This window comes from Nocardia sp. 2TAF39 (genome assembly GCF_052114905.1).
Taxonomy (GTDB): domain Bacteria; phylum Actinomycetota; class Actinomycetes; order Mycobacteriales; family Mycobacteriaceae; genus Nocardia.
The window spans coordinates 1-23945 of the sequence record NZ_JBFRFQ010000018.1 but is presented as its reverse complement, the minus strand read 5'-3'; the positions used below and the strand labels follow the sequence as shown (position 1 = coordinate 23945).

At 67.7% G+C, this 23945-nt stretch carries 24 protein-coding genes; 11 read left to right on the top strand and 13 right to left on the bottom strand.

Annotated features, from left to right (window positions below; genetic code table 11):
• Window positions 1-171 precede the first annotated feature (171 nt).
• The 6 genes from AB4Z47_RS13880 to AB4Z47_RS13855 form a co-directional block, all read right to left on the bottom strand.
• Window positions 172-2229: a CocE/NonD family hydrolase gene (locus tag AB4Z47_RS13880; RefSeq protein ID WP_441950897.1), complete on the bottom strand. Its 2058-nt coding sequence runs from the start codon at window positions 2227-2229 to the stop codon at window positions 172-174.
• Window positions 2230-2771: 542 nt separating this feature from the next.
• Window positions 2772-3509 (bottom strand): phosphoglyceromutase, encoded by a 738-nt coding sequence (locus tag AB4Z47_RS13875; RefSeq protein ID WP_441950896.1) that lies wholly within the window; start codon window positions 3507-3509, stop codon window positions 2772-2774.
• 171 nt (window positions 3510-3680) lie between these two features.
• Window positions 3681-4586, bottom strand: a complete 906-nt coding sequence (locus AB4Z47_RS13870) for an ROK family protein (protein ID WP_441950894.1) — start codon at window positions 4584-4586, stop codon at window positions 3681-3683.
• An 81-nt stretch (window positions 4587-4667) separates the two neighbouring features.
• A complete protein-coding gene (locus tag AB4Z47_RS13865) occupies window positions 4668-5162 on the bottom strand; it encodes a YbjN domain-containing protein (protein WP_441951047.1) in 495 nt (164 codons plus the stop codon).
• A 5-nt stretch (window positions 5163-5167) separates the two neighbouring features.
• Entirely contained in the window at window positions 5168-6610 is a 1443-nt protein-coding gene (gene mshA / locus AB4Z47_RS13860; protein WP_441950892.1) for a D-inositol-3-phosphate glycosyltransferase, read from the bottom strand.
• Window positions 6611-6687: 77 nt separating this feature from the next.
• Window positions 6688-7509, bottom strand: a complete 822-nt coding sequence (locus AB4Z47_RS13855; protein ID WP_441950891.1) for an alpha/beta fold hydrolase — start codon at window positions 7507-7509, stop codon at window positions 6688-6690.
• A gap of 72 nt (window positions 7510-7581) precedes the next feature.
• Here AB4Z47_RS13855 and AB4Z47_RS13850 point away from each other — a divergent pair, with 72 nt between their 5' ends.
• Window positions 7582-8316, top strand: coding sequence for an SDR family NAD(P)-dependent oxidoreductase (locus AB4Z47_RS13850; protein ID WP_441950889.1), 735 nt, complete (start codon window positions 7582-7584; stop codon window positions 8314-8316).
• A gap of 141 nt (window positions 8317-8457) precedes the next feature.
• On the top strand, window positions 8458-8901 hold the full coding sequence (gene mscL / locus AB4Z47_RS13845; protein ID WP_441951046.1) for a large conductance mechanosensitive channel protein MscL: 444 nt from the start codon (window positions 8458-8460) through the stop codon (window positions 8899-8901).
• Between the two features lie 77 nt (window positions 8902-8978).
• Here the strand turns inward: mscL and AB4Z47_RS13840 are convergent, their stop codons facing one another.
• The gene (locus AB4Z47_RS13840; RefSeq protein ID WP_441951044.1) at window positions 8979-10199 is read right to left on the bottom strand and encodes a L,D-transpeptidase; all 1221 of its coding nucleotides are present in this window, start codon (window positions 10197-10199) and stop codon (window positions 8979-8981) included.
• An 85-nt stretch (window positions 10200-10284) separates the two neighbouring features.
• Complete coding sequence (locus tag AB4Z47_RS13835) at window positions 10285-11379, bottom strand: UDP-N-acetylmuramate dehydrogenase (RefSeq protein ID WP_441950887.1); 1095 nt, start codon at window positions 11377-11379, stop codon at window positions 10285-10287.
• Between the two features lie 24 nt (window positions 11380-11403).
• Here AB4Z47_RS13835 and AB4Z47_RS13830 point away from each other — a divergent pair, with 24 nt between their 5' ends.
• From AB4Z47_RS13830 to AB4Z47_RS13820, 3 genes are all read left to right on the top strand, one after another.
• A complete protein-coding gene (locus AB4Z47_RS13830) occupies window positions 11404-11889 on the top strand; it encodes a DUF2505 domain-containing protein (RefSeq protein WP_441950886.1) in 486 nt (161 codons plus the stop codon).
• 127 nt (window positions 11890-12016) lie between these two features.
• On the top strand, window positions 12017-12538 hold the full coding sequence (locus AB4Z47_RS13825; protein WP_441950885.1) for a DUF2505 domain-containing protein: 522 nt from the start codon (window positions 12017-12019) through the stop codon (window positions 12536-12538).
• Window positions 12508-13314, top strand: coding sequence for a class I SAM-dependent methyltransferase (locus AB4Z47_RS13820; RefSeq protein WP_441950883.1), 807 nt, complete (start codon window positions 12508-12510; stop codon window positions 13312-13314). The genes AB4Z47_RS13825 and AB4Z47_RS13820 overlap by 31 nt, the downstream gene beginning before the upstream one ends.
• Before the next feature lie 12 nt (window positions 13315-13326).
• Here AB4Z47_RS13820 and AB4Z47_RS13815 read toward each other — a convergent pair whose 3' ends face one another.
• Complete coding sequence (locus AB4Z47_RS13815) at window positions 13327-13935, bottom strand: hypothetical protein (RefSeq protein ID WP_441950882.1); 609 nt, start codon at window positions 13933-13935, stop codon at window positions 13327-13329.
• Window positions 13936-14034: 99 nt separating this feature from the next.
• On the opposite strand from AB4Z47_RS13815, the gene AB4Z47_RS13810 reads away from it, so the two are divergent.
• Window positions 14035-14754: an LmeA family phospholipid-binding protein gene (locus AB4Z47_RS13810; RefSeq protein ID WP_441950881.1), complete on the top strand. Its 720-nt coding sequence runs from the start codon at window positions 14035-14037 to the stop codon at window positions 14752-14754.
• A 108-nt stretch (window positions 14755-14862) separates the two neighbouring features.
• On the opposite strand, the gene AB4Z47_RS13805 is transcribed toward AB4Z47_RS13810, so the two are convergent.
• The 3 genes from AB4Z47_RS13805 to AB4Z47_RS13795 form a co-directional block, all read right to left on the bottom strand.
• Complete coding sequence (locus AB4Z47_RS13805) at window positions 14863-16113, bottom strand: saccharopine dehydrogenase family protein (RefSeq protein WP_441950879.1); 1251 nt, start codon at window positions 16111-16113, stop codon at window positions 14863-14865.
• Window positions 16114-16149: 36 nt separating this feature from the next.
• On the bottom strand, window positions 16150-17568 hold the full coding sequence (locus AB4Z47_RS13800; RefSeq protein ID WP_441950877.1) for an ABC1 kinase family protein: 1419 nt from the start codon (window positions 17566-17568) through the stop codon (window positions 16150-16152).
• A 307-nt stretch (window positions 17569-17875) separates the two neighbouring features.
• Complete coding sequence (locus tag AB4Z47_RS13795; protein WP_441951042.1) at window positions 17876-18559, bottom strand: TetR/AcrR family transcriptional regulator; 684 nt, start codon at window positions 18557-18559, stop codon at window positions 17876-17878.
• Window positions 18560-18792: 233 nt separating this feature from the next.
• On the opposite strand from AB4Z47_RS13795, the gene AB4Z47_RS13790 reads away from it, so the two are divergent.
• The 5 genes from AB4Z47_RS13790 (at window position 18793) to AB4Z47_RS13770 (ending at window position 22903) form a co-directional block, all read left to right on the top strand.
• Complete coding sequence (locus AB4Z47_RS13790) at window positions 18793-20127, top strand: DUF445 domain-containing protein (RefSeq protein WP_441950875.1); 1335 nt, start codon at window positions 18793-18795, stop codon at window positions 20125-20127.
• A 104-nt stretch (window positions 20128-20231) separates the two neighbouring features.
• A complete protein-coding gene (locus tag AB4Z47_RS13785; protein ID WP_441950874.1) occupies window positions 20232-20738 on the top strand; it encodes a helix-turn-helix domain-containing protein in 507 nt (168 codons plus the stop codon).
• Complete coding sequence (locus tag AB4Z47_RS13780) at window positions 20735-21394, top strand: heparin-binding hemagglutinin (protein WP_441950873.1); 660 nt, start codon at window positions 20735-20737, stop codon at window positions 21392-21394. Before AB4Z47_RS13785 ends, AB4Z47_RS13780 begins: the two co-directional genes overlap by 4 nt.
• Before the next feature lie 81 nt (window positions 21395-21475).
• Window positions 21476-21766, top strand: a complete 291-nt coding sequence (locus tag AB4Z47_RS13775; RefSeq protein WP_327110458.1) for a DUF2516 family protein — start codon at window positions 21476-21478, stop codon at window positions 21764-21766.
• A 93-nt stretch (window positions 21767-21859) separates the two neighbouring features.
• A complete protein-coding gene (locus tag AB4Z47_RS13770; protein WP_441950872.1) occupies window positions 21860-22903 on the top strand; it encodes an alpha/beta fold hydrolase in 1044 nt (347 codons plus the stop codon).
• 34 nt (window positions 22904-22937) lie between these two features.
• On the opposite strand, the gene purU is transcribed toward AB4Z47_RS13770, so the two are convergent.
• Entirely contained in the window at window positions 22938-23828 is an 891-nt protein-coding gene (gene purU / locus AB4Z47_RS13765) for a formyltetrahydrofolate deformylase (protein WP_441950870.1), read from the bottom strand.
• Window positions 23829-23945 lie beyond the last annotated feature (117 nt).

The following is a 23945-nucleotide window of genomic DNA, read 5'->3' as shown; positions in this document are numbered from 1 at the left end:
ATGTCACGTATCCACAGCGTATTCACCGGGCGGTCAATTTGTTTCGCCATCGTCGTCGGCCAGGACCTCCTGCACCGCCCACCCGTGGTTGTCCACCCGGTCGGCGTAGCGGCGACGCACCAGGGTGGCGCAGGACTTCACGCTGTGCGCCGCGCGCTCGTCATGCCGCGATCACCAGCCGGGATTGCCCCGCACCGGCACGTTTACGAAACTCGGCAGCTCCGGATCCAGCTGCACATGCTGCGGCCGAAGGCCGGTATCGATCAGCATCGGCAGGATCGGCAGGCCCTTGGGGAAGTTGCCCGCGTACACATCGACGCGCAGGCGGTGACCAGGCCGCAGAATCGCCTCCGTGGCGGGCAGCGCGATGTCCAGCGTCGTCACCTCGCCGGGGACGGTCGGCTGACGCCGGTCCAACGAGGTGAACGGGCGCGGGTCGGTGTAGTCGCCGTCGGCCGACTTGCTGCTGTTCGCGTCGTCGATCGCACGTAGCGAGGCCATGAGCTGCCCGGAGGACAGTACGCCCGATCGACCGTCCGGCGCGACGTCGTTCACGGTGACCACCCAGTATCCGTCGGCGGCGTCCTGAATAGTATTGAGCCGCACCGCGATCCGGCCCGAGATGGTAGTCGCCTCGGTGACCGGTGCGCTGGTGAAGGTCAGCCCGTTCAGTTCCTCGATACGGGAGTCCTTGGCACAACCATCGATGACCGAAAGCACGCCCGCGGTGGCCTGCGCCGCATCATTGGAGCACAGGCTGGTCAGGCCGGGCGCGATGGTCAGCCGTGCGGTGTCGCCGTTGGCGTCTCCGGTGAGCGAACCGTCGTAGCGGCTGTTCGCGGTACCACTGGGAGCGGCGGACAGATACATCCTGCGGTGCACCGTCTCCTGCGGACCTGCTCCGTCGGTGGGCGCGGCGAACGAGTCGGTGGTGATCCAGCCGCCGCCCTGCTGGCGCAGCGTGATCGGGCCGTACCGATCGATGCCGTTGTCGATGTCCTTGAGCCACTTGTCGAACCACGCACGCTGCAGCACGTCCAGCCGCGGTGGCAGGTCCGGCTTGCCGTACTCGGTCCCCGAGTTGAGGTGGTAGGTGTTGCCCATCAGCAGCTGCTTCTGACCCGCGGGCAGCGGAATCTGGTGGTAGATCTTGGATTCCGAGTAGGTGAACAGGTCGTGCCAGCCGCCGGTGACGAAGGTCGGCACCTGGATCGTGCTCGGATCGCCCAGCCAGTCTCGGCGCGGTGCGGAGTCGGCGGTCAGCAGTTCCTTGGCGCGCGGGTCGAGATCCTCGATGCGCGCGGTGGTGTAGACGTTGAGCAGAACGTCCATGAAGGTCAACGGATCACGGGCACGGTCGGCCAGCCACGTGGTATCGAACTGCCCGTTGACCACCGAGGCCAGGTCAGGAATCAGCTTGAGGCCGTTGACCGCGGTCAGCCACAGCGGGATGAAGTTGAAGCCGAAGCCGCCGCCGGGTGCGAGCACGTCGTTCACCAGGTCGCTGCCCGGCACGACCGGGAAGATGGCCTGCAGGGCGGGCGGGTGCTTCTCAGCGGCCTGCACCTGGTTGATCCCGGAGTAGGAGATGCCGTTCATGCCGATGCGGCCGTTGGACCACGGCTGCCGCGATGCCCAGTCGATCACCTCCACGGTGTCCCGCTGCTCGCGCTCTCGCAGCATGTCCCAGACCCCCTGGGAGAAGCCGGTGCCGCGCACGTCGACCACCACCTGGGTGTAGCCGCTCTTGATCAGCTGCCGGTCGACAGTGAAGTTGCGCAGCTCGCCGCCGCCGAACGCCTTGGTCAGGTCCGTGAGGCCGGACAACGGGGTGCCGCTCATATCGGTCTGACGGAAGAACTCGATCAGCGCGTCGGACAGGCCGGGAATCGACTGCGCGTGGTCGGCCAGGTTCGACACCAGCTTGGTGTAGGGCGTCAGGTTGACGACCGTCGGCGTCGGGGTGTCGATCGGGCGGCCGGAGACGTCCGCGGGGCGATACACATTGCCCTTCAGGATGGTGCCGTCACTCATCGTGATCGGGACATCCCAGGTGATGTGAATGTTCGGGTACTGCTGAGGCTCGTCCTGGGTGGCCGCCCATGCAGCGCCCGCTGCCCCGCCGTCGGGGCCGGTCGGCGTCGGCGCGGCGGCGGCACCGTTCACGAGAAAGGGGACGAGCACCGCGGCGGTAACCGCCACCACTGTGCCCCGCAACGCGTGCTTCATCGGACGTGATCCACCTCTCGGCTGCTCGAACGACGGAAGTGTACCTACTCACCGGTAAGGACAAGGGGTAACAGTAACCGACATAAGAATGTCTGTTCACATAAGCTGTGTTTTCGGCCGCGCGGGCGCGGCGTGTTCGCGGCCTACTTATGGCTCGCGTCCGAGCGACCGACGCTGGTGTCTTCGCCGGGGACGCGGCCGCCGCTCGGACCCGAGCCGGGCCGCGAACGAGGAATGCTCGGTCTCGCTGCGCTCCGAAGCGGGGATCGGGCCGATGTAGTTGCGTCAGGTTGAAACGTTCTCCTGCTGTCCACACCAGCCACTCCATCGCGGACCGCGCCGTCAATAGAATCTCGTCTCACCGCAGGAACCGTAGATGCCGCTACCGCCGACCGGCGCTCAGCCGCCGGGCGTGTCTCGCAACAGCCAGCCAGCCAGGGATGATCGCGCCTCAACTGGTCCGGTCGGGCTCGTCTCTGCGGCGGAAACGACAACGCGCTGCGACCGAGTCGGTCGCAGCGCGTTGTGAATGCGGACTGGATTTATTTGACGCCCTGGCCGGCGACGGCGGCGGCGCCTGCGGCAGCCGCTTCCGGGTCCAGGTATTCACGCGGGCGGACCGGACGCAGGCTCTCGTCCAGTTCGTAGCGCAGCGGGATGCCGGTGGGGATGTTCAGGCCGGCGATCTCGTCGTCGGAGATCCGGTCGAGGTGCTTGACCAGCGCACGCAGGGAGTTGCCGTGCGCGGCGACCAGGACGGTCCTGCCGGAAAGCAGGTCCTTGGCGATGGTCGACTCCCAGTACGGGACCATCCGGTTCACCACGTCGAGCAGGCACTCGGTCTTCGGGACGTCGATGCCCTCGTAACGCGGGTCGCCCTCCTGGCTGTACTCGTTGGCCGGGTCGATCGGCGGCGGCGGGGTGTCGTAACTGCGGCGCCACAGCATGAACTGCTCGTCGCCGTACTTTTCCCGGATCTGCGCCTTGTTCTTGCCTTGCAGCTCACCGTAGTGACGCTCGTTCAGCCGCCAGTCGCGGACCACCGGAATCCAGTGTCGGTCGGCGGCGTCCAGCGCGATGTTCGCGGTGGCGATCGCGCGGCGCAGCAGCGAGGTGTAGACGATGTCGGGCAGGATGCCGTGCTCGGCCAGCAGCTCCCCGGCGCGCTTGCCCTCGGCGATACCCTTGTCCGTCAGGTGCACGTCCACCCAGCCGGTGAACAGGTTCAGGGCATTCCATTCGCTTTCGCCGTGGCGCAGCAGCACGAGGGTGTACGTCATGCCGCCATCCTCCCATGCGCGTTCAGCCCGGTCGCATCGGTTCCCCGGCCGCTGCGTACGCTCGGCCTGATCCTCACCAGCGGTTCCCCGGCAGCCGCGGTCCGCGCGAGAGGATGATCGTGCTCTCCGCTCAGGCGTCCCACGGTGAACCCGTCTGGCACAGCGGGAGATTCAAACGGTGTCATCCGCCGTGGCGTCGCCTGCGGCGAGCACACCCGCACCGACGAGCGTCGCGCCGTGCGTGATTTGAGACGGCTCCACGCGCAGTTCCCGCAGATAGCCCAGCCGGGCGTGCTTGGCAAGCGCCGCACGCAGCGGATGCCACAGCGGCTCACCGGATTGCGCGAAACCGCCGCCGATCACCACCCGGTCGATGTCCAACAACGCGGCGGCGGAGGCGATCGCCTCGCCGAGTGCGGTGCCCGCCCGATGCAGCGCGGCGACGGCGATCTCGTCACCGGCGTGTGCGGCCTCGGCCAGCTGTACGCCGGTCGTGCCCGGCCAGCCCTGCTCGCGCGCCCAGCGCACCGAGGACATGCCACTGGCGACCGCCTCGACGCAGCCGACGCCACCGCAGCCGCAGGGCGTGTCCCAGCCCGGCACGATGATATGCCCGACGTGTCCAGCATTGCCGGTGCGCCCCAGTAGCACCTTGCCGTCGGCGATGAGTCCGCCGCCGATCCCCGACGACACGGTCATCGCAAGGGCATCGGGCACCCCGCGCAGCGCGCCGACCTGGTGTTCGGCCAGCGCGAGGCAGGCGCCGTCGATCGCGAACCGGATCACGGCGGAGGGAAACGACTCCCGCACGGCGGCGACGATCGGGAATCCGGCTTTCCACTCGGGAATGTTCAACGGCCGGGTGACGCCGGTCCGCACGTCCACCGGCCCCGCCGAGCCGATGCCGACGGCGGTGACCTGCTCCGCGCCCGCTACCTCGCGCAGCAAGCCGCGGCAGGCGTCCCACACGCCGTCGCGCGGCACGTCCACCCGCTGTACGTCACGGACCGCATGACCGGCGTACACCACACCGGCCGCGAACTTCGTCGCGCCGATATCCAGAGCAAGAACAGTCATCGCCATGCCACCTTCGGGATTCGAGCCGCCTGCGATTGTCACTCGCGCAGGCGTTCGGCGCTCCGGATCCGGCTCGGGCCGTCACGGCTTGTCCGCGGAGTCCACCAGATGTTCGAAGGCGCGCAGGTTGTTCAGCGGTTCGCCGCGCGAGACGCGCCACTTCCATTCCCTGCGAATGGATTCCGCGAAGCCGAGTTCCAGCAGCGTGTTGAAGTCGGCGTCGACGGCCTCGAGGATCTGGCCGAACACCCGGTCGAGCTCGTCGGAGGTGACGGCGTGCGTGGCAAGTCGGCCGACGAGATAGATATCGCCGACCCGGTCCAGGGTGTAGGCGACGGCATACAGCCTGCGATTGCGGCGCAGCAGGAATTTGTAGACGCCTTCGAAATTCTCGTCCGGCTTGCGGCAGACGAACGACTCGATGCGGACCCCGTGCTTGCCGACCGTGAGCAGCACCGTCGTCGCGAGTTTGCGCTCACCGGGCAGGGTGACGACGAAGGTCTCCGCACCGGGCCGGGTGTATTCGATTTCCTTGTCGCGCAACGTTTCGTCGATGACTTGCGCGGTGGCCTGCACCTCGTTCACCGGCGTACTCCCGTCCGGCGCCGCCACAGCGCCCGCGATCTGGCCTGGCTACTCTCGCCGATGAGGGCGGCCATCCGTTCTCCGCTGAGGCCAGCCCGTTCGCCGGGCAGGCGATCTTGCCCGGCGTCCCGCAGAACACTGTGCGCGAGGCCGCCGCTGAGAACGGCGCGATCGTCGCGGAGCCCGGACAGTGCCGCGGAATAGCTGGCGAGCAGCCCGTCGGCGGTGTGTGCCCAGGAGAAGTTCGCGGCGTGCTCGACGGCGCGCGCGCTCATCCGGTGCAGCCGATCGGGGTCGTCGAGCAGGTAACCGAGGGCGTTCGCCCAGTCCGGTGTGCGATGTCCGGGGACGAGCAGCCCGGATTCCTCGTGCCGCACGGCGGTGCCGAGGCCCCCGACGTCGGCTGCGAGCACTGGGGTACCACTGGCCTGCGCCTCGATCGCGACCAAGCCGAAGGATTCGTTGTAGCTGGGGACCGCGACCAGGTCGGCGGCACGGTAGACCAGTACCAGCCGGTCCGGCGGCTGCGGCGGCAGGAAGGTGACGCGTTCGGCAATGCCCAGGTCGGCGGCCAGCTCGATCAGCGCGTCGGGCCGCTCGAGCCCGGTGCCGGACGGTCCGCCGACGATGAGCACACGCAGCTTGCGTTCTTGTTCGGCGCGCAGCACCTCGGCGGCGGCGCGCACCAGCACGTCGGGAGCCTTCAGCGGTTGGATCCGGCCGACGAACGCGACGATCTGCTCGTCGACGGCCAGCCCTAGCGCCGCACGGGCGGCGGCCTTGTCACCCGGACGGTAACGCGTCAGGTCCGCGCCGGGCGGCACGATGTCGATCCGGTCGGCGGCGGCGCCGTAGAGCTCGATCAGCTGCCGAGCTTCCTCGGCGGTGTTGGCGACCAGACGATCGGCCTCCGCGATCACCTGCTTCTCGCCGATCTCGCGGGTCGCGGGTTCCGGACAGTCACCCTCGGCGAGCGCGGCGTTCTTGACCGCTGCCAGTGTGTGCGCGGTGTGCACCAGCGGCACCCGCCAGCGGTCCCTGGCCAGCCAGCCGACCTGGCCGGACAACCAGTAGTGCGAGTGCACGAGGTCGTAGTACCCGGGCAGCTGCCCGGCCTCCTGACGCAGCACCTCCGCGGTGAACGGGCACAGCTGGGTGGCCAGGTCGTGTTTGTCCAGCCCCTCGAACGGGCCTGCCACCACATTGCGCACGAGCACACCGGGGGCCGCCTCTTGGACGGGCGGGACATTCGAGGTGGTGGCGCGGGTGAAGATCTCGACCTCGGTGCCGCGTCGGGCCAGCTGAAGGGCGGTTTGCAGCACGTAGACGTTCATGCCGCCCGCGTCGCCGGTCCCCGGCTGGGCGAGTGGTGAGGTGTGCACCGATAGCACGGCGATACGGTTCGGCCGTAGGTCCAGGCGCTGACTCACACTGTCCATAGTGCACGTTGGATTGCCGGACTCAGAGGCCCGGACCGCACCGAGTGAGAGCTATCACAGAGGTTCGGTCCACCGGATCACAAACTCTCAGCAAATTCGCTCACCTCGGCAACGAACCGGAAGCGGTCCTCGATGAACAGCCCGTGCTGCGCGCCTTCCCAGAACGACGCGCGCGCGTCCGGGACCGCCTCGGCGATGTAGCGGCCGTTCTCGATCGGGACGACCGGGTCCGCGGTGCCGTGCAGGACCAGCACCGGAATATCCAAGGTGCGGAGCGTTTCGGTGTTGTCGACAGTCCGATAGAACAGGGCCTTGCGCACCGCGGGCGGGGTGGCAAGGCTGGCGCCGAACAGTCGCTGCGCGTCGACGCCCTTGTCTGCGCCCGGCCCGGTGTTCGCATTGCCGAAGGCCCCGAACGCGCGCACCGCGCGGCCCGCGCTCTCCTCGAAGACGCCGGGAATCGCCTGCTGCATTGCGCTGCCGGTCGCCGCGCCGGGCACATCGGGACCAATATTCGCCATCGAGCCGGAGTAGACGATGCCCGCGACGGCCCCGGTGCCATAGGCGGTCAGGTAGTCCGACAGCACGATGCCGCCGTAGGACCAGCCGAGCAACACGGCTCCCGACTCGATCCCCTCGGCCGCCAGCACCGCCGCGACGTCTCCAGCCCAGTTCTTCGGATCGTCATATCCCGCAGCGGGCACGTCGGAGTAGCCGTGGCCGCGCAGGTCGACGGCAATCACCCGGAACCGTGCGGCGAGGTCGTCGGCGGCGGAGCCCCAGCAGCGCAGATTCGCCGACCAGCCGTGCAACAGCACAAGCGGCCTGGCGTCTACTGGGCCGCTCACCCGGTAGACGATGCTCGTTCCGTCCGCACTGAGCGCATCCCGAATAGCCATGGCACTCAGGCTAGCGGTGATCCCGGCGACGGCGTCGAGCCCGGCAAACATCCTGCATCTAGGATCGGGGTCATGAGTACTCGCACCGCCGTCGTCACCGGGGCCAGCTCGGGTATCGGCGAGGCCACCGCCCGGGAGCTGGCCGAACAGGGCTACCACGTCTACGTCGGCGCGCGCAGGCTCGACCGCCTACAGCGCCTCGCCGACGAAATCGGTGGCACCGCACTGGAACTCGACGTCACCGCGGACGAGTCGGTGCGGGCGTTCACCGAGGCGGTCGAGCGCGCCGACGTGCTGGTCAACAATGCGGGCGGCGCCAAGGGCCTCGCCACGGTCGCCGAGGCCGACCTGGACGACTGGCGCTGGATGTGGGAGACCAACGTGCTCGGCACGCTGCGCGTCACGAAAGCCCTGCTGCCCAAGCTGATCGCCTCCGGCGACGGGCTGATCGTCACCGTCACGTCGGTGGCCGCGTTCACCGCCTACGACAACGGCTCCGGCTACACCTCCGCCAAGCACGCCCAAGCCGTGCTGCACCGCACGCTGCGCGGCGAGCTGCTCGGCCAGCCGGTGCGTCTGACCGAAATCGCCCCCGGCGCAGTGGAAACCGAGTTCTCGCTGGTCCGATTCGGTGGCGACGGCGAGCGCGCGGCGAAGGTGTATGAGGGTATCGACCCGTTGGTCGCGCAGGACATCGCGGAGGTTATCGGCTTCGTCGCGTCGCGGCCTCCGCACGTCAATCTGGACCAGATCATCATCAAGCCGCGCGACCAAGCGGGCCCGGGCCGATTCGCTCGCCGCAACTAGCCCGAGAGTTATGGCTGAAGCGAATTGCCCAGTATTGGCGCGGCGTTCGACCGCCAGTTGCTGAGGCTTCGCTGATCGGCGCCACCCGTTAGCATCCGAGGCGTGCCAAGCGAAGTACATCGGATGGGAGCTGTTCGGCTTATGTTCAAGGGATTCAAAGAGTTCCTGATGCGTGGGAACGTCATCGATCTCTCGGTCGCTGTCGTCATGGGCACCGCGTTCACCTCAATCGTCACCTCGGTGACGAAAGGGATCGTCAATCCTCTGCTCGCGGTGTTCGGTAGCACGAACGAACTCGGCCTCGGCGTTCAGCTGATTGCCGACAAACCGGCCACCTTCATTGCCATCGGCCCGATCATCACGGCGGCCATCGACTTCGTCATGGTCGCCGCCGTGCTGTATTTCGTGCTGATCCTGCCGATGAAGACGATCAAGAACCGCTTCGGCACCACCAAGGCGGCCGAGCCGACCGAGACCGAGCTGTTGATCGAGATCCGCGACCTGCTCGCCGAGCGCCACGAAGTGGTGCGCGCCGAACGCGCGGCCGACCGCCGGATCGAAGAGGACAACTCGAAAGTCCGCTAGCACGTCAGCCGAGTTCACCGGCAGGGTGGATGGTCGGTGCTGGTCGACGCCCCAGCACCCCGCACCCGGTCGGACCGTCAGCGGCCGCCCGCCGGCTGGGGCGGCACCGGAGTCGCCGACACGACGGCCGACGGCTGGCCCAGTAGGGCCGACATGCTCTTCCAGGTGTTCCAGTCGATGGTCCAGTCGTAGAGGTCGCCGTCGGCGGCCGAAAGCGGGATCGACGTACCGGTCACCTCCACCGGATCGCCGTAGAGCGCCGTCGGGAAAAAGGCCTGGGCATCACCGGGCGACAGATTGATACAGCCGTTGGTGACGTTCGCCGAACCCTGCGCCGACAGCGATTCCGGGTTGGCGTGAATGAACTCGCCGTTGTTGGAAATGCGAACGGCCCAGCGTTCGCGCACGTTGGTGTAAAACGGCGGATTCGACATCATGAAGTCTTCGTATTTCTCGGTGACCACGTGAACGCCGGACCTGGTGACATTGCGCGGCTCGTTACCCTCGCCGTAGCTGACCGCGAAATCCAACACCGTCTGTCCGTCGCGGACCACCTGCATGCGATGACTAGGGGCATTCGCCTTCACGATCTGGCTGCGCCCGATGCGGAAGTCCGAGGTCAGATCCGAGTACCCGTAATTGCCGTTGCCCAGGTCGAGCCCGTAGAGCTTCGCCGAGACATGCACCGTGGTGCCCGGCACCCAATAGTTCTTCGGACGCCAGTGCAGCCGCGAGCCGTTGTCGTCCGGGAACCAGGCCCACGCGCCCTCGGTAGGCGGATCGGTGGTGATGGTCAGTGCCTTTTCCACGGCAGCCTTGTTCTGCACCGACGTCTTGAACTGCAGGATGATCGGCGCCGCGATGCCGACGTCTTGGTTGTCGCCGATGTTGACAGTCGCGGGAACCGTGTTCTTCGGCGCGAGCGTACGGAACGAGCCATCGATCGGGATCGGCTTGCCATCGGTCCCGACAGCGGTACCCGACCAGGTGTAGGTGGCGTCGTAACCGAGCGGCTCGGTGACCGCGTAGCTGCGCCGGTCCGCCGCGAGTTGGCCACTGACCTGCTTGCCCGCGGCGTTGGTCAGCGCGATCTGGTCGATCGTGCCGTCACTGACCGTCACCGAGACCGGCGCGGTCGGGTTGACGTTCTCGGTGTCGTCGGCGGGGGACAACGTCGTCTTGGCGATCGGACCGGCGCCGCGGGCCGACTCGCCGCCGCGGTCGGTCGCGCATCCGGCTACCAAGGCGACAACCACGAGCAGCACGACCGATACCGCGGCAACCGGTCGGAGAATCATGGAACGGTTGCTCACTTCTTCGAATCTACGCGTGGCGCACGGCCGGACCGGCTACCGAAGTATGTGGCGTCGGTTGCACCCGGGGCTACAGCGTGACGCCGACCGTGACCGGTTCCGGCTCCAGTTGGATGCCGAACCGCTCGACGACACCGTCGCGCACGGTCCTGGCCAGCGCCACCAGATCGGCGGCACTGGCGCCGCCGCGATTGGTCAGTGCCAGCGTGTGTTTTGTCGACAGCCGAGCGGGTGCCTCGGCACCGGGGAAGCCCTTCGCGAAACCCGCCCGCTCGATCAGCCAGCCCGCGGAGAACTTGACCCCGTTCTGCGCCGGGTAAGTCGGCACTGTGACGTCACCCACATGGGCGGCGATCGCGGCCCGCACCTGCGCCACCCGGTCCGCGGCGACCACCGGGTTGGTGAAGAACGAGCCCGCACTCCAGGTGTCGTGGTCGACGGGGTCGAGCACCATGCCCTTGCCCCCGCGCAGTCGCAGCACCGCGTCCCGCACCTGCGCCGCAGGCCTGGACTCGCCGTCGGCGGCGGCGAGGGTGGTGGCGAGTTCGCCGTAACGCAGCGGCACGCTCGATCCGTCGGCGCGCAGCGCGAAATCGACCGCGAGCACCACGGCATTGTCGCGGTGCTTCAGCACGCTGGTGCGGTAGCCGAACCCGAGCTCTTCCGGAGCCACCCAGCGGATCTCGCCGCTGGCCCGGTCCAGCAGGCGCACCCGGCGCAGCAGATGCGCGACCTCCGCCCCGTAGGCGCCCACGTTCTGCACCGGCGTCGCGCCCGCCGAACCGGGGATGCCGGACAGACACTCCAGTCCGCCGAATCCCGCGGCGACCGTCGCGCGCACCACCTCGTCCCAGTTCGCACCCGCCTCGGCGATCACACCGTCGGCGCCGATCTCGACCCTGGCCGTCACCACCCGGACCACCACACCGTCGAAGCCGTCGTCACCGATGAGGAGATTGGAACCACCGGCGAGCAGCAGCACGGGGACACCCGCCGCGTCGAGCGCGCGCACCGTCGCGATCAGCGCTTCGGTCGTCGCGCATTCGGCAATGGTCGCGGGCCCGCCCACCCGCAGCGTGGTCAGCTCCGCGAGCCGCACCGAGGCGCGCAGCCGCGCACCGGTATCGGCGAGGACATCCGACAGCACCGCCCGTGAAGTTCGCACAGCCAGACGGTAGCGTGTCCGACCATGGCTACACCGCTCGCGTACACGGCCCGCTACTCACATTCCCTCGCCGCCGTGCGCGCGGCCATCGCGAACGATCAGTACTGGAAGGACCGCGTCGCGGAGGTCGGCGGACCCAACGCCCGGCTGGAGTCGGTCACGGTCAGCGGTGACCAGGTACGCGCCGAACTGGTGCAGGCCATCGCCGCCGAGCTGCTGCCTGCCGCGATCACCGCGGTGCGCCCCGGCGACCTGATCATTCCGCGCATCGAGCACTGGACCGGCGACTCGGCCACCTTCGAGGCCCGCGTGGAGGGCGCGCCCGCCGAGGTGCGCGGCACCATCACGCTGGCCGCCGACGGCTCCGGCGCCACCGCCACAACCAAGGGCACCATCGAGGTGAAGATCCCGCTGTTCGGCGGAAAGATCGAGAACGCGATCGCCGAGCACCTCACCGAGCTGTTGAAGAACGAGGAAGAGTTCACCGACAACTGGCTCGCGTCGCACTGATTCGCCGGCGAACGAGCCTGCCCGGCGGTGGGCTCGTCCGCCGTTTCCGCGGCCTGGCTGCCCGACCAGGTGGCGCCGCACCCGTGCGTAAAGGCATCCGCGACCGCACCCAGTAACGTGTGAGCCCATGGCACGCCGACTGGACTATTCAGCCCGCTACCCGCTGCACACCACAAAAGAGCTGTACGCGGCGCTGTCGAACCGCGACTACTGGGACGCGCGGATGATAGAGATGCGGAAGTACTCGCCCGGCAACGAGGTCGCCGGGCTGGAGGCCGGCGACGGCGGCATCGAGCTCGAACTCCATCACATCCTGCCCCGCGACATGCTGCCGGAGATCGCGCAGACGGTCATGCGCAAGGACATGGTGATCACCCGCAAGGAGAACTACGGTCCGTACGGACCGGACGAGATCACCGGCAAGTACTCGGCGTCCATTCCGGCCGGGCCGGGCAGCCTCAGCGGCACGATCCGTCTTTTCCCCACCGAAACCGGCTGCACCATGCGTTTCTCCTCGGAGGCGAAGGTGTTCATCCCGATGGTCGGTCCGCGTTTGGAGCAGCTGATCCTGGTCAACCTGGTCGACCTGTTCCGCGCCGAGGCCGAGTTCACCGTTCAGTGGCTGGAAGAACGTCACCCCACCAGCTGACCAAACCGGTCGGCACCATCACCCGCGGCACTACCGGCGTCAACCGACTGCGCCGCAGCGACCGCTGGCTGATCCACGACGAACTGGTCACCACCCGGCTTCGCGACACGGCAGATCCGCTGGTGGTCGACCTCGGTTACGGTGCGAGCCCGTGGACCACGTTCGAGCTGGCTGCGCGGCTGCAGAGGGTCCGCACCGACGTGCGGGTGGTCGGGCTGGAGATCGACCCGCAGCGGGTGGTTCCCAGCCGCGACGGCGTCGCCTTCGCGCGTGGCGGATTCGAATTGGCCGGTCTGCGGCCGGTTTTGGTGCGCGCGTTCAACGTGCTGCGGCAATATCCGGAAGCGGCCGTTCCGGACGCCTGGTCGACCATCCGTTCTGGACTGGCACCGGATGGCCTGCTGGTCGACGGCACCTGCGACGAACTCGGTCGCCGCTGCGCGTGGGTCCTGCTGGACCGCGCAGGCCCGCGTTCGCTGACGCTGGCCTGGGACCCGTTCACGGTCGAGCGGCCCTCTGACATCGCCGAACGTCTTCCGAAGGTGTTGATCCACCGCAACATCCCTGGCGAGCCGGTGCACGCCCTGCTGGCCGCCGCGGACCGCGCGTGGGCCCGGGCCGCTCCGCTGGCGCCCTTCGGTCCGCGGGTCCGCTGGCGCACGGCCGCGGAGTTCCTGCGCGAGGAGGGTTTGCCGGTCCGCCGCTACCGCCGCCGCCTACGCGACAACGTGCTCTCGGTGCCGTGGTGGGCCGTGGAACCAACCGTCACCTGCTGACCCGTCAGACCTTCACGCCACCGCGAGCGCCCGATACACCCTCGTCGCCGCGCGCGGCGGCAATCGCGTCCCGGCCTCCCGGATCTCCTCGCCGGCACAACGGTGGATGGCGACCGCGTCGGCGACCACCTCGTCCAGCGCGGCCTGCGCGATATCGGCTTCGGCCAGGTCGAGCACCGTGCGCACGGGGGTTGTCACCAGGAACGGCCCCGCCGATTCCACGTCGGCGCCGATCAGCGAGCGGCGCAGGACCACTAGCCGGGGCGAGACGGGCGGGCGGCCCGCTCGCACCGACAGGTGCAGGAACCTCGGGCGCAGGCGTCCGAGACCATGCAGTTCCGCCGCACTCTGATGGGAGGCGGCCGCGGCCCCGTCGAACCAGGCCGTCCACATCGCGTATTCGTCGAGCGGGCCGTCGGGCCATCCGGCCAGACGCAGCAGACCTACCCCGGCCCTGGTCACCGACCCCTCGCCGAGCCCAGCCCGTACCCACGCCGCGCACCCGGTGCGCAGCACCTGCCTGGTGGTGAAGAAACCGGCGTGCCGACCCGCCCATCGCCGCAGAACCCGCCATCCCTGCTCCGCGGATTCGATCGTGCGGGCCGCCACATCGCCAGCCATGCGCACCAGGCTACGCCCGATACGTGTGTCACATGTCACATTCGAACACCTCAACGCGCCCACAGAGGCGGCACAGAAAGGTCGTGAAGAATCGGGGCCATGACGAACTCTCCGTCCAAAATGACGATCAACCGGCGGGCCCTGCTGATCGCGCTGATCGTGGTAGCGACTCTGCTCGCCACGGTGCTGGTCGGCGGCGAGGTATACGCCAGGCACATGGTCTCGCGATGCATCAGCTCGCAATTCGAGAAGGAGTTGGGGTCGAAGATCGACGTGCGCTTCGGTCCCAAGCCGATGCTGATCACCTGGATCGACGGCAAGGTGCCCTCGGTGCGGGTGAACAGCGCCGACACCAAATTCGGCCCCGCCGTCGGGATGGTGGTCCACGCCGTCTTCCGCGACGTCGATGTATCCCATGGCGGCGGCGTGATCAACAGTTCCTCCGCCGATGTCACCTGGAGCAACGAGGGCATCCAGGAGACGCTCGGCGGCTTGGTCAGTGGCGTGAGTTCCTCGGCGAGCACGGGCCTGATCAGCCTGAAGGTGCTCGGCGGACTAGCCGAACTCCAGGTGAAGCCGCAGATCCAGAACGGGGTGGTGCAGGTGGAGACGATGTCGGCAGAGCTGCTCGGTGTGGGTCTGCCCGCCGATCTGGTTCAGGGCATCGTCGAGGTGTTCACCCAGAGCCTGCAGAGCTACCCGCTCGGCCTGCAACCGACCGAGGTAAAGGTCACCGACACCGGTATCGCCGTCAAGCTCGCGGGCGGGCGTACCGAGCTGCCGGCTGCCGACAACACCAGCTCCAACGTGCGGTGCTGAACCCACTCCTGCAAACCCATCGCGCGTCCGAGCGGTGCACATGGCTGCGGCGGACCGACCGCGGGTAGCCCCTCCCTGGGTTGTGCCGCTCGGTGACCAGGACGCCGCTCAGGCGCGTTCGACGGTGATGGTCATGCCTGCTGCGCGGAGCCGATCGGTGAGTGCGTCACCCATCGCGGCGGCCGGGGTGAGGATGCCTGCGAGGGCGGGTTGGTTGTCGGTGTCGAATGCCAGGCACAGACCGCTCTCGCCGAGCAGCACAGCGGTGGCCTGGTATCCCGGGTCGCCACTGCCGGAGAAGGTCGCCACGTACTTGGCACCCGAGGTGGTGTGCGCGAACGTCTTCATGCTGAACCAGCCGCTGTGGCGTTTCTCTTCGCTCGGGCCGGTGCCCGGCTTGGGCAGCACCCGGTCGAGCAGCTTGCGGCCCGCGGAGGCCCGCGAGAGCAGTGCGCCTGCTGTCAGCGTCGCCACAATGCCGCCCGCCACGCCCGCCGCCACCAACGGCGCCACCCGTGACTTCCCCGCGCTCATCACCTCGCGGTAGCGGAAGTTCTTGCCGTATACCCACCCGAGCAGCCCGTTGGTGCGGCGCACGATCTTGGTGTTGTGCGCGGCCATGACGAAGGTGCTCACCCAGCCGTCGAGGCTCGGGTCGATGGCATTCGCCCGCGAGAGCGCCTGATCGGACTGGCGGCCCACATCCGGATCCATCGACTTGTCCGGGCTCAGTGCATACGGGTGTGACAGCACCGAACCCTTGGCCGGGTCGGCCGCGATGGCCTCCATCATGGCCCGACCGGAATCAATGGTGCCGCCGCTGACCCCGCCCTTGAGCGAGGCCACCAGCGTGGTGTCGGTGAGCTCGCCGGTGTTGTCCTCGATGGAGCGTCGGTAGAGCTGGTAGACGCTGAGGTCGGACGGAACTGAATCGTAGCCACAGGAATTCACGATCTTCGCGCCGGTCTCGACGGCCTGCTCGTGATAGCCGTCGATGGCGTCGCGGATGAACAGCGGCTCACCGGTGAGGTCGGCGTAATGGGTTCCGGCCTTGGCGCATGCCGCCACCAGCGGAATCCCGTAGCGCAGGTACGGGCCGACGGTGGTGACGACGACCTTGGTGCGTGCGGCCAGCTCGTCCAGCGCGGTTCGGTCCGTCGAGTCGGCCACCACCAGACCCCAGTCGGCGGCCTTCGGGCCGAGTTCGGCGCGGACCGCGGTGAGCTTGTCCAGCGACCGGCCCGCCAGCGCGATGCGCGCGGATTCCGGCGCGGCGCCGGTGAGGTACTCGGCGGTGAGCGCGCCGACGAAACCGGTCGCGCCGAACAGGACGAGGTCGAATTCCCGAGTGTCTGCCATGGTCTTCCGTTCTGCGGTCGTGTCGCCTGGCGGCGACTACTTGGTGGTCTTCTTCCGCGCCCGCGGCCGTTTCGGCGCGACGGGCGGACGGTCGGCCAGCCAGGCGTGGTGCGCCACGCCGAGCTCGGTGACCGGCGGCTCGTCGTAGAGCCATTCCCTGGAGATGCGATGCCAGTTCGCGGTGCACCCGAGCTGACCGAGCATGCCGAAGGTCAGGAAGTCGGCACGGCGGGAGAACAAATGCTCCGGCGGCAGGTTCTGCTGTTTCATACCGGCGAACTCGCTGGCCCTCGGGTCCACCGCGAGCAGGAACGCGCCGCTGGCCAGCTCCGGCGTGATCGTCAGCTCCTCGTCGATCAGACACCACTCCGAGGCGGCGAGCACATACTCCAGGCATTCCTCGGCGCCGATCTCTTGCGGAGAACCGATCACGCCACGCTCGATCATCAACCGCCGTAGGTCTTCGGCGCGGTCCTCGGCCGCGGCGCGCAGGCAGATCAGCTCGAACCGCACGTGCTCGGGATCCATGCGGTTGAACAACCCGAAATCCAGGAAGCCGACCCGGCCGTCGGCGGCGAGCAGGACGTTGCCCGGGTGCGGGTCGCCGCAGAACTCGTTGAACGTGAACAGCGAACCGACGTAGAACCGGTAGATGATCTCGCCGATCCGATTGCGTTCGGCGGCGGGCAGCTGTCGGATCTCCTCGAAGCCCTTGCCCTCCACATACTCGGTAACCAGTACCCGAGTGGTGCTGAGTTCCGTCAGCGAGCGCGGCACCACGATGAAAGGATGCCCGGCGTAGAGCTCGGCGATCTGCAGCTGGGTGGCGGCCTCGGCTCGGTAGTCGAGCTCACTCTCCATGTTCAGCCGTAGTTCCTCCAGCACGGCCGGCGTCACCCACGGCATCGCGGACTGCAACACACGTCGGAACATAGCGAGGTTCTTCAGATCCGCGCGCACCGCGACGTCGATGCCCGGGTACTGCACCTTCACCGCGACTTGTCTGCCGTCGTGCAGCCGCGCCCGATACACTTGACCGATCGAGGCGGCGGCGACCGGTTCGGATTCGAACTCGGTGAACACCGCCTCCAGCGGCCGGCCGAAGTCGTCCTCGATCACCTGGCGCATCGCTTCGAATGAGACCGACGGTGCCGCATTGCGCAGCACGGCCAGCCGCTTCTGGAACCGCTCCCGATGATCCTCGGGAACCAGATCGAGATCGAGCACCGACATCATCTGCCCGAGCTTCATCGCCACACCCTTCATGGTGCCCAGCACCATGACTACCTGCTCGGTGGTGCGAATCATGGATTCCTCGGCCATTTTCGCCCGGACGGCCTCGGACCTGCCCCGCATGGTCAGCCGCGCGCGTTGCGTGCGAAGCACCGAACCAGCTGCGACCGCACCCAGCTTGGTACCACGAGCAAGCCGAGAGGTCGGTACGTGCTTCGCCATCGAGGTACCTCCGTTGGTGCTGCGGTCTGAGCGACGGACGCGCAGGCGGCAGCGTGCGTAACCACGCAGCGCCCCGCGCGGACCGCCATCGGATACTGCTCTGAGCGACGGACGCGCAGGCGGCAGCGTGCGTAACCACGCAGCGCCCCGCGCAGACCGCTATCGGATACTGCGCGGGCGGTGACGCAGCGCACTCGGCGCACCGCTCGGGGTTCAGACTAGCCAACGTTTCAGCAAAGTCGAACGCACCTGTGAACTTCAGCAAGCAGCCCAGCTAGCACCTGGGCGAACAGCCCAGAGGGGGTGATCAGGTCCCTGTGGTCGAATCCGAGGTCGGCAGCACGTGTGGCTGCGCGTTGAATACCGCGGGCGAACCACCCGCGCGAGCCATGCCCTCGATGGCGCTCCAGGCCAGCATGGTCAGGTAGTCGATCACATCCTCGCGAGCCAGCGACTTGTTCGTCGTCCACCAATGCGTCGCCAGTTGGATGCCGCCGACCAGCACGTACGACGCCAGCGCCGCGCCCTCCGTCCCGATGCCACGTTCCCGCGCGCGATCGGTGATGACCGTGCACACCACCTCGGCGAACAACTTCTCGAACTCCGCGAGCGAGGACTGGTCGGCCGAACCGTTGCCCATGATGAAGCGGTAGACCTCGGGATCCTCGTCGACGGTGCCGACATACTCGGCCAATGCCGAGCGGACCAGCTGGTACTCGTCGGCTTCCAGGCTGATCGCGCCGTACACCTTCGGCATCAGCGTGGTCTCGATGAACCGCTGCATGGTCGCGTGGACCAGGTCGTTCTTGTCGGAGAAGTAGCGATAGAGCACGGTCTTGGAGACGCCGATCTCGCCGGCGATCTCGTCCATACCCGCGTTGCTGCCGCGGGCGCGGACCGCGGCGAGCGTGCCGTCGACGAGTTCCTCGCGACGATCGATCTTGTGCTGCCGCCACCGGCGCTTGCGGCCGTCCATCCGGCCGCCGCGCACCGCCGACGGTAGCTCGGCGTGGTCGCCGATGTCGACAAGGTCTTCGGTGGACAGCGTGGGCTCCCTCGTTCGCAACTGGTCCGGCCAGCTACCAGCTTAGGTCCCGGAAACCGGTGATATACGCGTTTGGAGCCGGATGCGGCAGGAACCACACGTTCGGTGCGGCGATCCGAACTCGCCGCGCGATATTTGCGCGCGAACTCGCCGCCCATGCGGCGCAGCAGAATGGAAGCATGCAGAAAGCTCCCGGCGACACTGCGGTTCTGGACACCCCCGCCGCGCCTGCCGCCGCACCCCTCGGCCTCGCCACCGTGCTCGACGAGGCGGCCAAACGTCGCGACCTGTGGCGGATGAAGGCACTCGCCACCGGCATGCTCGCGCTGGCAACGGCGATCTACCTGTTCTGCCGGTGGATGGAGTCGCGTGGCGCGGGCGGTGACTGGGTCGGCTACCTGCGGGCCGCCTCGGAGGCAGGCATGGTCGGCGCGCTGGCGGACTGGTTCGCGGTGACCGCGCTGTTCCGGCATCCGCTCGGCCTGCCCATTCCGCACACCGCGATTATCCGGAAGAAGAAAGACCAGCTCGGTGCCAGCCTCGGTACCTTCGTCGGCACGAACTTCCTGGCGCCGGAGGTGGTTTCGGCCAAGGTGAACTCCGCGCGGGTTTCCTGGCGGGTCGGGCGCTGGATGGCCGATCCCGGCCACGCCGCCCGGGTGGCGCAGGAGAGTTCCACGATTCTGCGCGCGGTGGTCGGGGTGTTGCGCGACGAGGACGTGGAGCAGGTCATCGACAACACCATCGTCAAGCGGATCGCCGAACCGCTGTGGGGTCCGCCGATCGGCCGGGTGCTCGCCGAGCTGCTCGCCGACAACCGCCAGCTGCCGCTGCTGGATATGCTTGCCGAGCGCGCGCACCAGTGGGCGCTCGGCTCGCAGGAGACTATCGACCGGATCGTTTTGCGGGACGCGCCGCAATGGGCACCGAAGTTCGTCAACATCCTGCTTTCCGAACGGATCTACCGGGAACTGGTCGAGTTCACCTGGAAGATCCGCGCCAACCCGGAGCATGAGGTGCGCCTCGCGGCGAATCGGTTCCTCGAGGAGTTCGCCGACGACCTGCAACACGACGACGCCATGATCAAGAAGGCGGAGCGGATCAAGGCACAGATCATGGGCCGCGAGGAAATCACGGGGATGGCCCAGGCCACGTGGCGTGCGGCCAAGCGCCTCATCCTGGAGTCGGCCGACGATCCGAACAGCACGCTGCGGCGCAAGGTCGCCGAGAACGTCCAACAGCTCGGCGAGCGGCTGCGCGACGATGCCGATATGCGCGCGAAGGTGGACGGCTGGATAGACCGCGGCGCTCGCTACTTGGTGGAAAACTATGCGGGTGAAATCAGCACCCTGGTCACCGACACGGTTGCCAGGTGGGATGCCGAGGAAGCGAGCAAGAAGATCGAATTGCAGGTCGGTAGGGATCTGCAATTCATCCGAATCAACGGCACCGTGGTCGGTTCGCTTGCCGGACTGGTGATCTACACAATTTCCCATCTGATGTTCGGCGGCTGACCCAGTAGCGGCCGGACGTTTGCCGTAGCAGTGCTAACAGAGTGCTTGCAATAGCAAGCACTCTGTTCTAGAATCGAACCCGTACAACCGCCAGAAGGTGAGTGATGGCAGACCAGCCCGAGGTTTCCGCCGAGTACACCGGTAGTTCGGACGAGCGATCGTCCGGCGCCGGAGAACGAGGGGGTCGCGTGGCCAGCGCGGCGCACGACATCGGAGGCTTCATCAGGGCGCAGCGAGAAGCCGCGCAAGTTTCACTGCGCCAACTCGCGCAGCTGGCGGGGGTGAGCAATCCGTACCTCAGTCAGATCGAGCGCGGATTGCGCAATCCGTCCGCCGAAGTACTTACGCAGATCGCCAAGGCGCTGCGGGTGTCCTCGGAGGTCTTGTACGTACGGGCTGGCTATCTCGAGCAGCGGCCGCACAGTCCGGTCCGGGATGCCCTGCTTGCCGACACGTCGATCAGTGAGCGGCAGAAGCAGGTGCTGCTGGAAATCTATGAATCGTTTCGCCGGGAAAACGGAGGAAACGAGGCAAGGGGGGATGAATGGGACAGCAACGTTCCGCTCACGACAACCGACACTCCGCCACGCCAGGAGAACGAAACACCATGACTGAGAAGAATGCCAACGTGACCAAGCCACTCCTCGCCACCGTCGGCGCGGGTGACGCCCTCTACACCGCGGTCAACGACGTCGTCGCGCAGGTGCGCGAGCGTGCGGCCGCTGGCGAGGTGCAGGCTCGGGTAGAGGAGGCGCGCGAGCGCTTCGCCACCGTGCCCGCCGACATGCAGGCCCAGTTCGAGTCACTGCGTGAGCGGCTCGCCGGCCTGCCTTCCGAGCTGCCGGAGGACCTCGCCGAGCTGCGCGAGAAGTTCACCGCCGAGGAGCTGCGCGCGCTGGCCGAGAAGTACTACCGCCAGGTGCTCGACATCTACTCCGACCTCGCCGTGCGCGGCGAAGAGACAGTCGAACGGGTGCGTGCCAGCCACCTGGTGGAAGACCGGATCGGCAAGGTCGAGACCCTCTACGGCGACGCGGTGAGCCGCGCCGAGGACGTGCTCGAGCGTGTCAACGGCCTACTCGGCCGCCCCGGCAAGGCCGCGGCCGAGACCGACGAGGACCCGGTCGTCGAGGCCGAGGTCGTCGAGGTGACCACCGAGTCCACCCCGGGCCCCGCCGCGAACGGCGCGCCGAAGAAGGCTCCGGCCAAGAAAGCCCCCGCGGCCAAGAAGGCTCCGGCGAAGAAGGCTGCGCCGAAGAAGGACTGAATTCCACGCGGATAACCCCGTTCCAACGCCCTCGCACAGCCTGATGTGCGGGGGCGTTGCTTCTATCATGAGGGGGTGAACATGGTGCACGGACTGACCGGGATGATCCTGCTGGCGCTGTGGCTGGCCGCGCTCGGTGCGACGATTTTCGCGCTGATCCACGCCGTGCGTCAGCGTCCGGACGCATTTACCGCGGTGGACAAACTGACCAAGCCGATCTGGCTGGCGATTCTGGGGGTGGCCATGCTCGTGCTACTCCTCTCGCCCGCAGGTCTCGGCCTGCTTTCCTTCGCCGCGATCATCGCCACCGGTGTCTACCTGGCCGACGTGCGACCGAGAGTGGACGAGGTTCAGCGGGGTCCGCGCTGGTAAAACGGCAGTTCCGGAGAACTCCTCCGGTGCTTGCACTGGCAAGCGGCGCGAATCGGGTTTACTGTATCTAGCAGTAACACAAAGGAGTGTCCGATGCGTGCCATGTTGCCGACCGTGTTGGCGAGCCTCCCGGGCCTGCTCCGGGACCTGTGCGACGCACACCGCGCCGACCTGCGCTCCCGCGCGTACCAGACCGCGGCGCTGAACCCGCCCACGGTCGCACATGAAGTGATCCCCGTCCGCGCCCGGGACGGCGCCCTGCTGCGGGTGCACGCCTACGGTCCGGCGGACCGCACGGCCATCGTGCTGATCCACGGCTGGACCTGCTGCCTCGAATACTGGAATCCGCAGATCAACGCCTTCGCGGGCGAGTACCGCGTGATCGCCTACGACCAGCGCGGCCACGGTGAGAGCGAGTACGGCTCCAGCAAACTGACCACAGACCTACTCGCCGACGATCTGGCCGCGGTGCTCGATGCCGCGCTCGCGCCAGGACAGCGAGCCGTACTTGTCGGCCACAGCCTCGGAGGCATGACCTTGCAAGCGTGGGCGGGACGCTACCCCGACCGGGTCGCGAAACAAGCGCTCGCGACGCTCCTGACCAACACCGCATCGGACCGGCTGATCCTCGAGACCACCGTCGTTCCGCTGCTGAACCGGCCGATGCGACTGCTGCAGCTGAAGGTGCCGCTGCCGTTCCTTTTCGGCAGGTTCGGCCTCGGCGCCCCGATGTTCTTCCCGCCCATCGCGCCGGCGCGATGGCTGTTCGCGCGCCAGATCATGAGCACCGCGGCGAAGGGCGACATGGTGGAGTTCAGCATGGCCATCGTGCGTTCGTGTCGCGTGTGGGTGCGCTCGAAGTTCGGCTCCCTGCTCGCCACACTGGACGTGGGCGAGTCGGCGCGCCTACTGGTGGTGCCCACCACCGTGCTCGCCGGCGAGTTCGACGACATGACGCCGCCGGTCCACTCCCAGCGGATCGTTGAAATGCTCAGAGAGACCGGCAGTTCCGTGCGCTACGAGGTGCTACCGACCGGCCACCTCGGCAATGTCGAGGCTTATGAACGGTTCAACGAGGAACTCGCGCGGCTGCTCGCGGCGGTGCGTAAGCCCACCCAGGCCGACATCGCAGGCTGACCGCGACCGGCCCCCGAGCTTCGGTGTTCGACGTTCAGGAAAAGACCACCGTCCGGCGGCCATGGACCAGTACGCGCCCCTCCAGATGCCAGCGCAGTCCACGGGCCAGCACGACGCGCTCGATATCTCGACCCTGACGAACCATGTCGCGGACCTCATCGGCGTGATCGATGCGGATGACGTCCTGCTCGATGATCGGGCCCGCGTCCAGTTCCGCGGTCACATAATGGCAGGTCGCGCCGATCAGCTTCACGCCGCGGGCGAACGCCTGGTGATACGGGCGCGCGCCGACGAACGAGGGCAGGAAGCTGTGGTGGATGTTGATCGCCTTGCCCGCCCAGTGCTCGCACAACTCGGCGGGCAGCACCTGCATGAAGCGGGCGAGCACCACCGCGTGCGGGTCGTGCGCGTCCACCAGCGCGCGCACCTCCTCGAACGCGGGCCCGCGCTCAGCCGGGTCCCTGGGAAACGGCACGTGATGGAACTTCACGCCGTGCGCCTCGGCCATTGCCGTCAGATCCGGATGGTTCCCGATCACCGCCTCGATGGCAACGGGCAGCTCGCCGCTCGCGGCGCGTCCGAGCAGGTCGTGCAAGCAGTGTCCATCCTTGCTGACCAGCAGGACAGCGCGACGCCGCTCGCCGGAGTCGAGCAGCTGCCATTCGGTCTCCGGACCAAGACCGGCAGCCACCTCGGTGAACCGGTCGCGCAGTTCCGCGAGACCGAACGGCACCGTCGCGGACCTGATCGCCTGCCGGGTGAAGAACCAGCCGGTGTCGGGGTCGGAGTGGTAGCCCGCCTCCACGATCGACCCGCCGAACTCGGCAATGAACGAGGTGATCCCGGCGATGATCCCGGGACGGTCCGGGCAGCCCAGGGTCAGCACGTAGCGGCGGTCGTCCTGGACGGGTGGAGCTGAACTCATGAGTTCATCCTCCCAGGTGGGCTGTGTCCTTGGCCGCGCGGGCGCGGCGTGTTCGCGGCCCCTGGTGGCTCGCGTCCGAGCGGCCGACGCTGGCGACTTCGTCGCGAACGCGTCGGC

Excerpts from the sequence above, each read along its gene's own strand:
- AB4Z47_RS13880 (WP_441950897.1), bottom strand. The coding sequence starts at position 2,229 with ATGAAGCACGCGTTGCGGGGCACAGTGGTGGCGGTTACCGCCGCGGTG.
- AB4Z47_RS13875 (WP_441950896.1), bottom strand. The coding sequence starts at position 3,509 with ATGACGTACACCCTCGTGCTGCTGCGCCACGGCGAAAGCGAATGGAAT.
- AB4Z47_RS13870 (WP_441950894.1), bottom strand. The coding sequence starts at position 4,586 with ATGACTGTTCTTGCTCTGGATATCGGCGCGACGAAGTTCGCGGCCGGT.
- mshA (WP_441950892.1), bottom strand. The coding sequence starts at position 6,610 with ATGGACAGTGTGAGTCAGCGCCTGGACCTACGGCCGAACCGTATCGCC.
- AB4Z47_RS13855 (WP_441950891.1), bottom strand. The coding sequence starts at position 7,509 with ATGGCTATTCGGGATGCGCTCAGTGCGGACGGAACGAGCATCGTCTAC.
- AB4Z47_RS13850 (WP_441950889.1), top strand. The coding sequence starts at position 7,582 with ATGAGTACTCGCACCGCCGTCGTCACCGGGGCCAGCTCGGGTATCGGC.
- mscL (WP_441951046.1), top strand. The coding sequence starts at position 8,458 with ATGTTCAAGGGATTCAAAGAGTTCCTGATGCGTGGGAACGTCATCGAT.
- AB4Z47_RS13840 (WP_441951044.1), bottom strand. The coding sequence starts at position 10,199 with ATGATTCTCCGACCGGTTGCCGCGGTATCGGTCGTGCTGCTCGTGGTT.
- AB4Z47_RS13830 (WP_441950886.1), top strand. The coding sequence starts at position 11,404 with ATGGCTACACCGCTCGCGTACACGGCCCGCTACTCACATTCCCTCGCC.
- AB4Z47_RS13825 (WP_441950885.1), top strand. The coding sequence starts at position 12,017 with ATGGCACGCCGACTGGACTATTCAGCCCGCTACCCGCTGCACACCACA.
- AB4Z47_RS13815 (WP_441950882.1), bottom strand. The coding sequence starts at position 13,935 with ATGGCTGGCGATGTGGCGGCCCGCACGATCGAATCCGCGGAGCAGGGA.
- AB4Z47_RS13810 (WP_441950881.1), top strand. The coding sequence starts at position 14,035 with ATGACGAACTCTCCGTCCAAAATGACGATCAACCGGCGGGCCCTGCTG.
- AB4Z47_RS13805 (WP_441950879.1), bottom strand. The coding sequence starts at position 16,113 with ATGGCAGACACTCGGGAATTCGACCTCGTCCTGTTCGGCGCGACCGGT.
- AB4Z47_RS13800 (WP_441950877.1), bottom strand. The coding sequence starts at position 17,568 with ATGGCGAAGCACGTACCGACCTCTCGGCTTGCTCGTGGTACCAAGCTG.
- AB4Z47_RS13790 (WP_441950875.1), top strand. The coding sequence starts at position 18,793 with ATGCAGAAAGCTCCCGGCGACACTGCGGTTCTGGACACCCCCGCCGCG.
- AB4Z47_RS13785 (WP_441950874.1), top strand. The coding sequence starts at position 20,232 with ATGGCAGACCAGCCCGAGGTTTCCGCCGAGTACACCGGTAGTTCGGAC.
- AB4Z47_RS13780 (WP_441950873.1), top strand. The coding sequence starts at position 20,735 with ATGACTGAGAAGAATGCCAACGTGACCAAGCCACTCCTCGCCACCGTC.
- AB4Z47_RS13775 (WP_327110458.1), top strand. The coding sequence starts at position 21,476 with ATGGTGCACGGACTGACCGGGATGATCCTGCTGGCGCTGTGGCTGGCC.
- AB4Z47_RS13770 (WP_441950872.1), top strand. The coding sequence starts at position 21,860 with ATGCGTGCCATGTTGCCGACCGTGTTGGCGAGCCTCCCGGGCCTGCTC.
- purU (WP_441950870.1), bottom strand. The coding sequence starts at position 23,828 with ATGAGTTCAGCTCCACCCGTCCAGGACGACCGCCGCTACGTGCTGACC.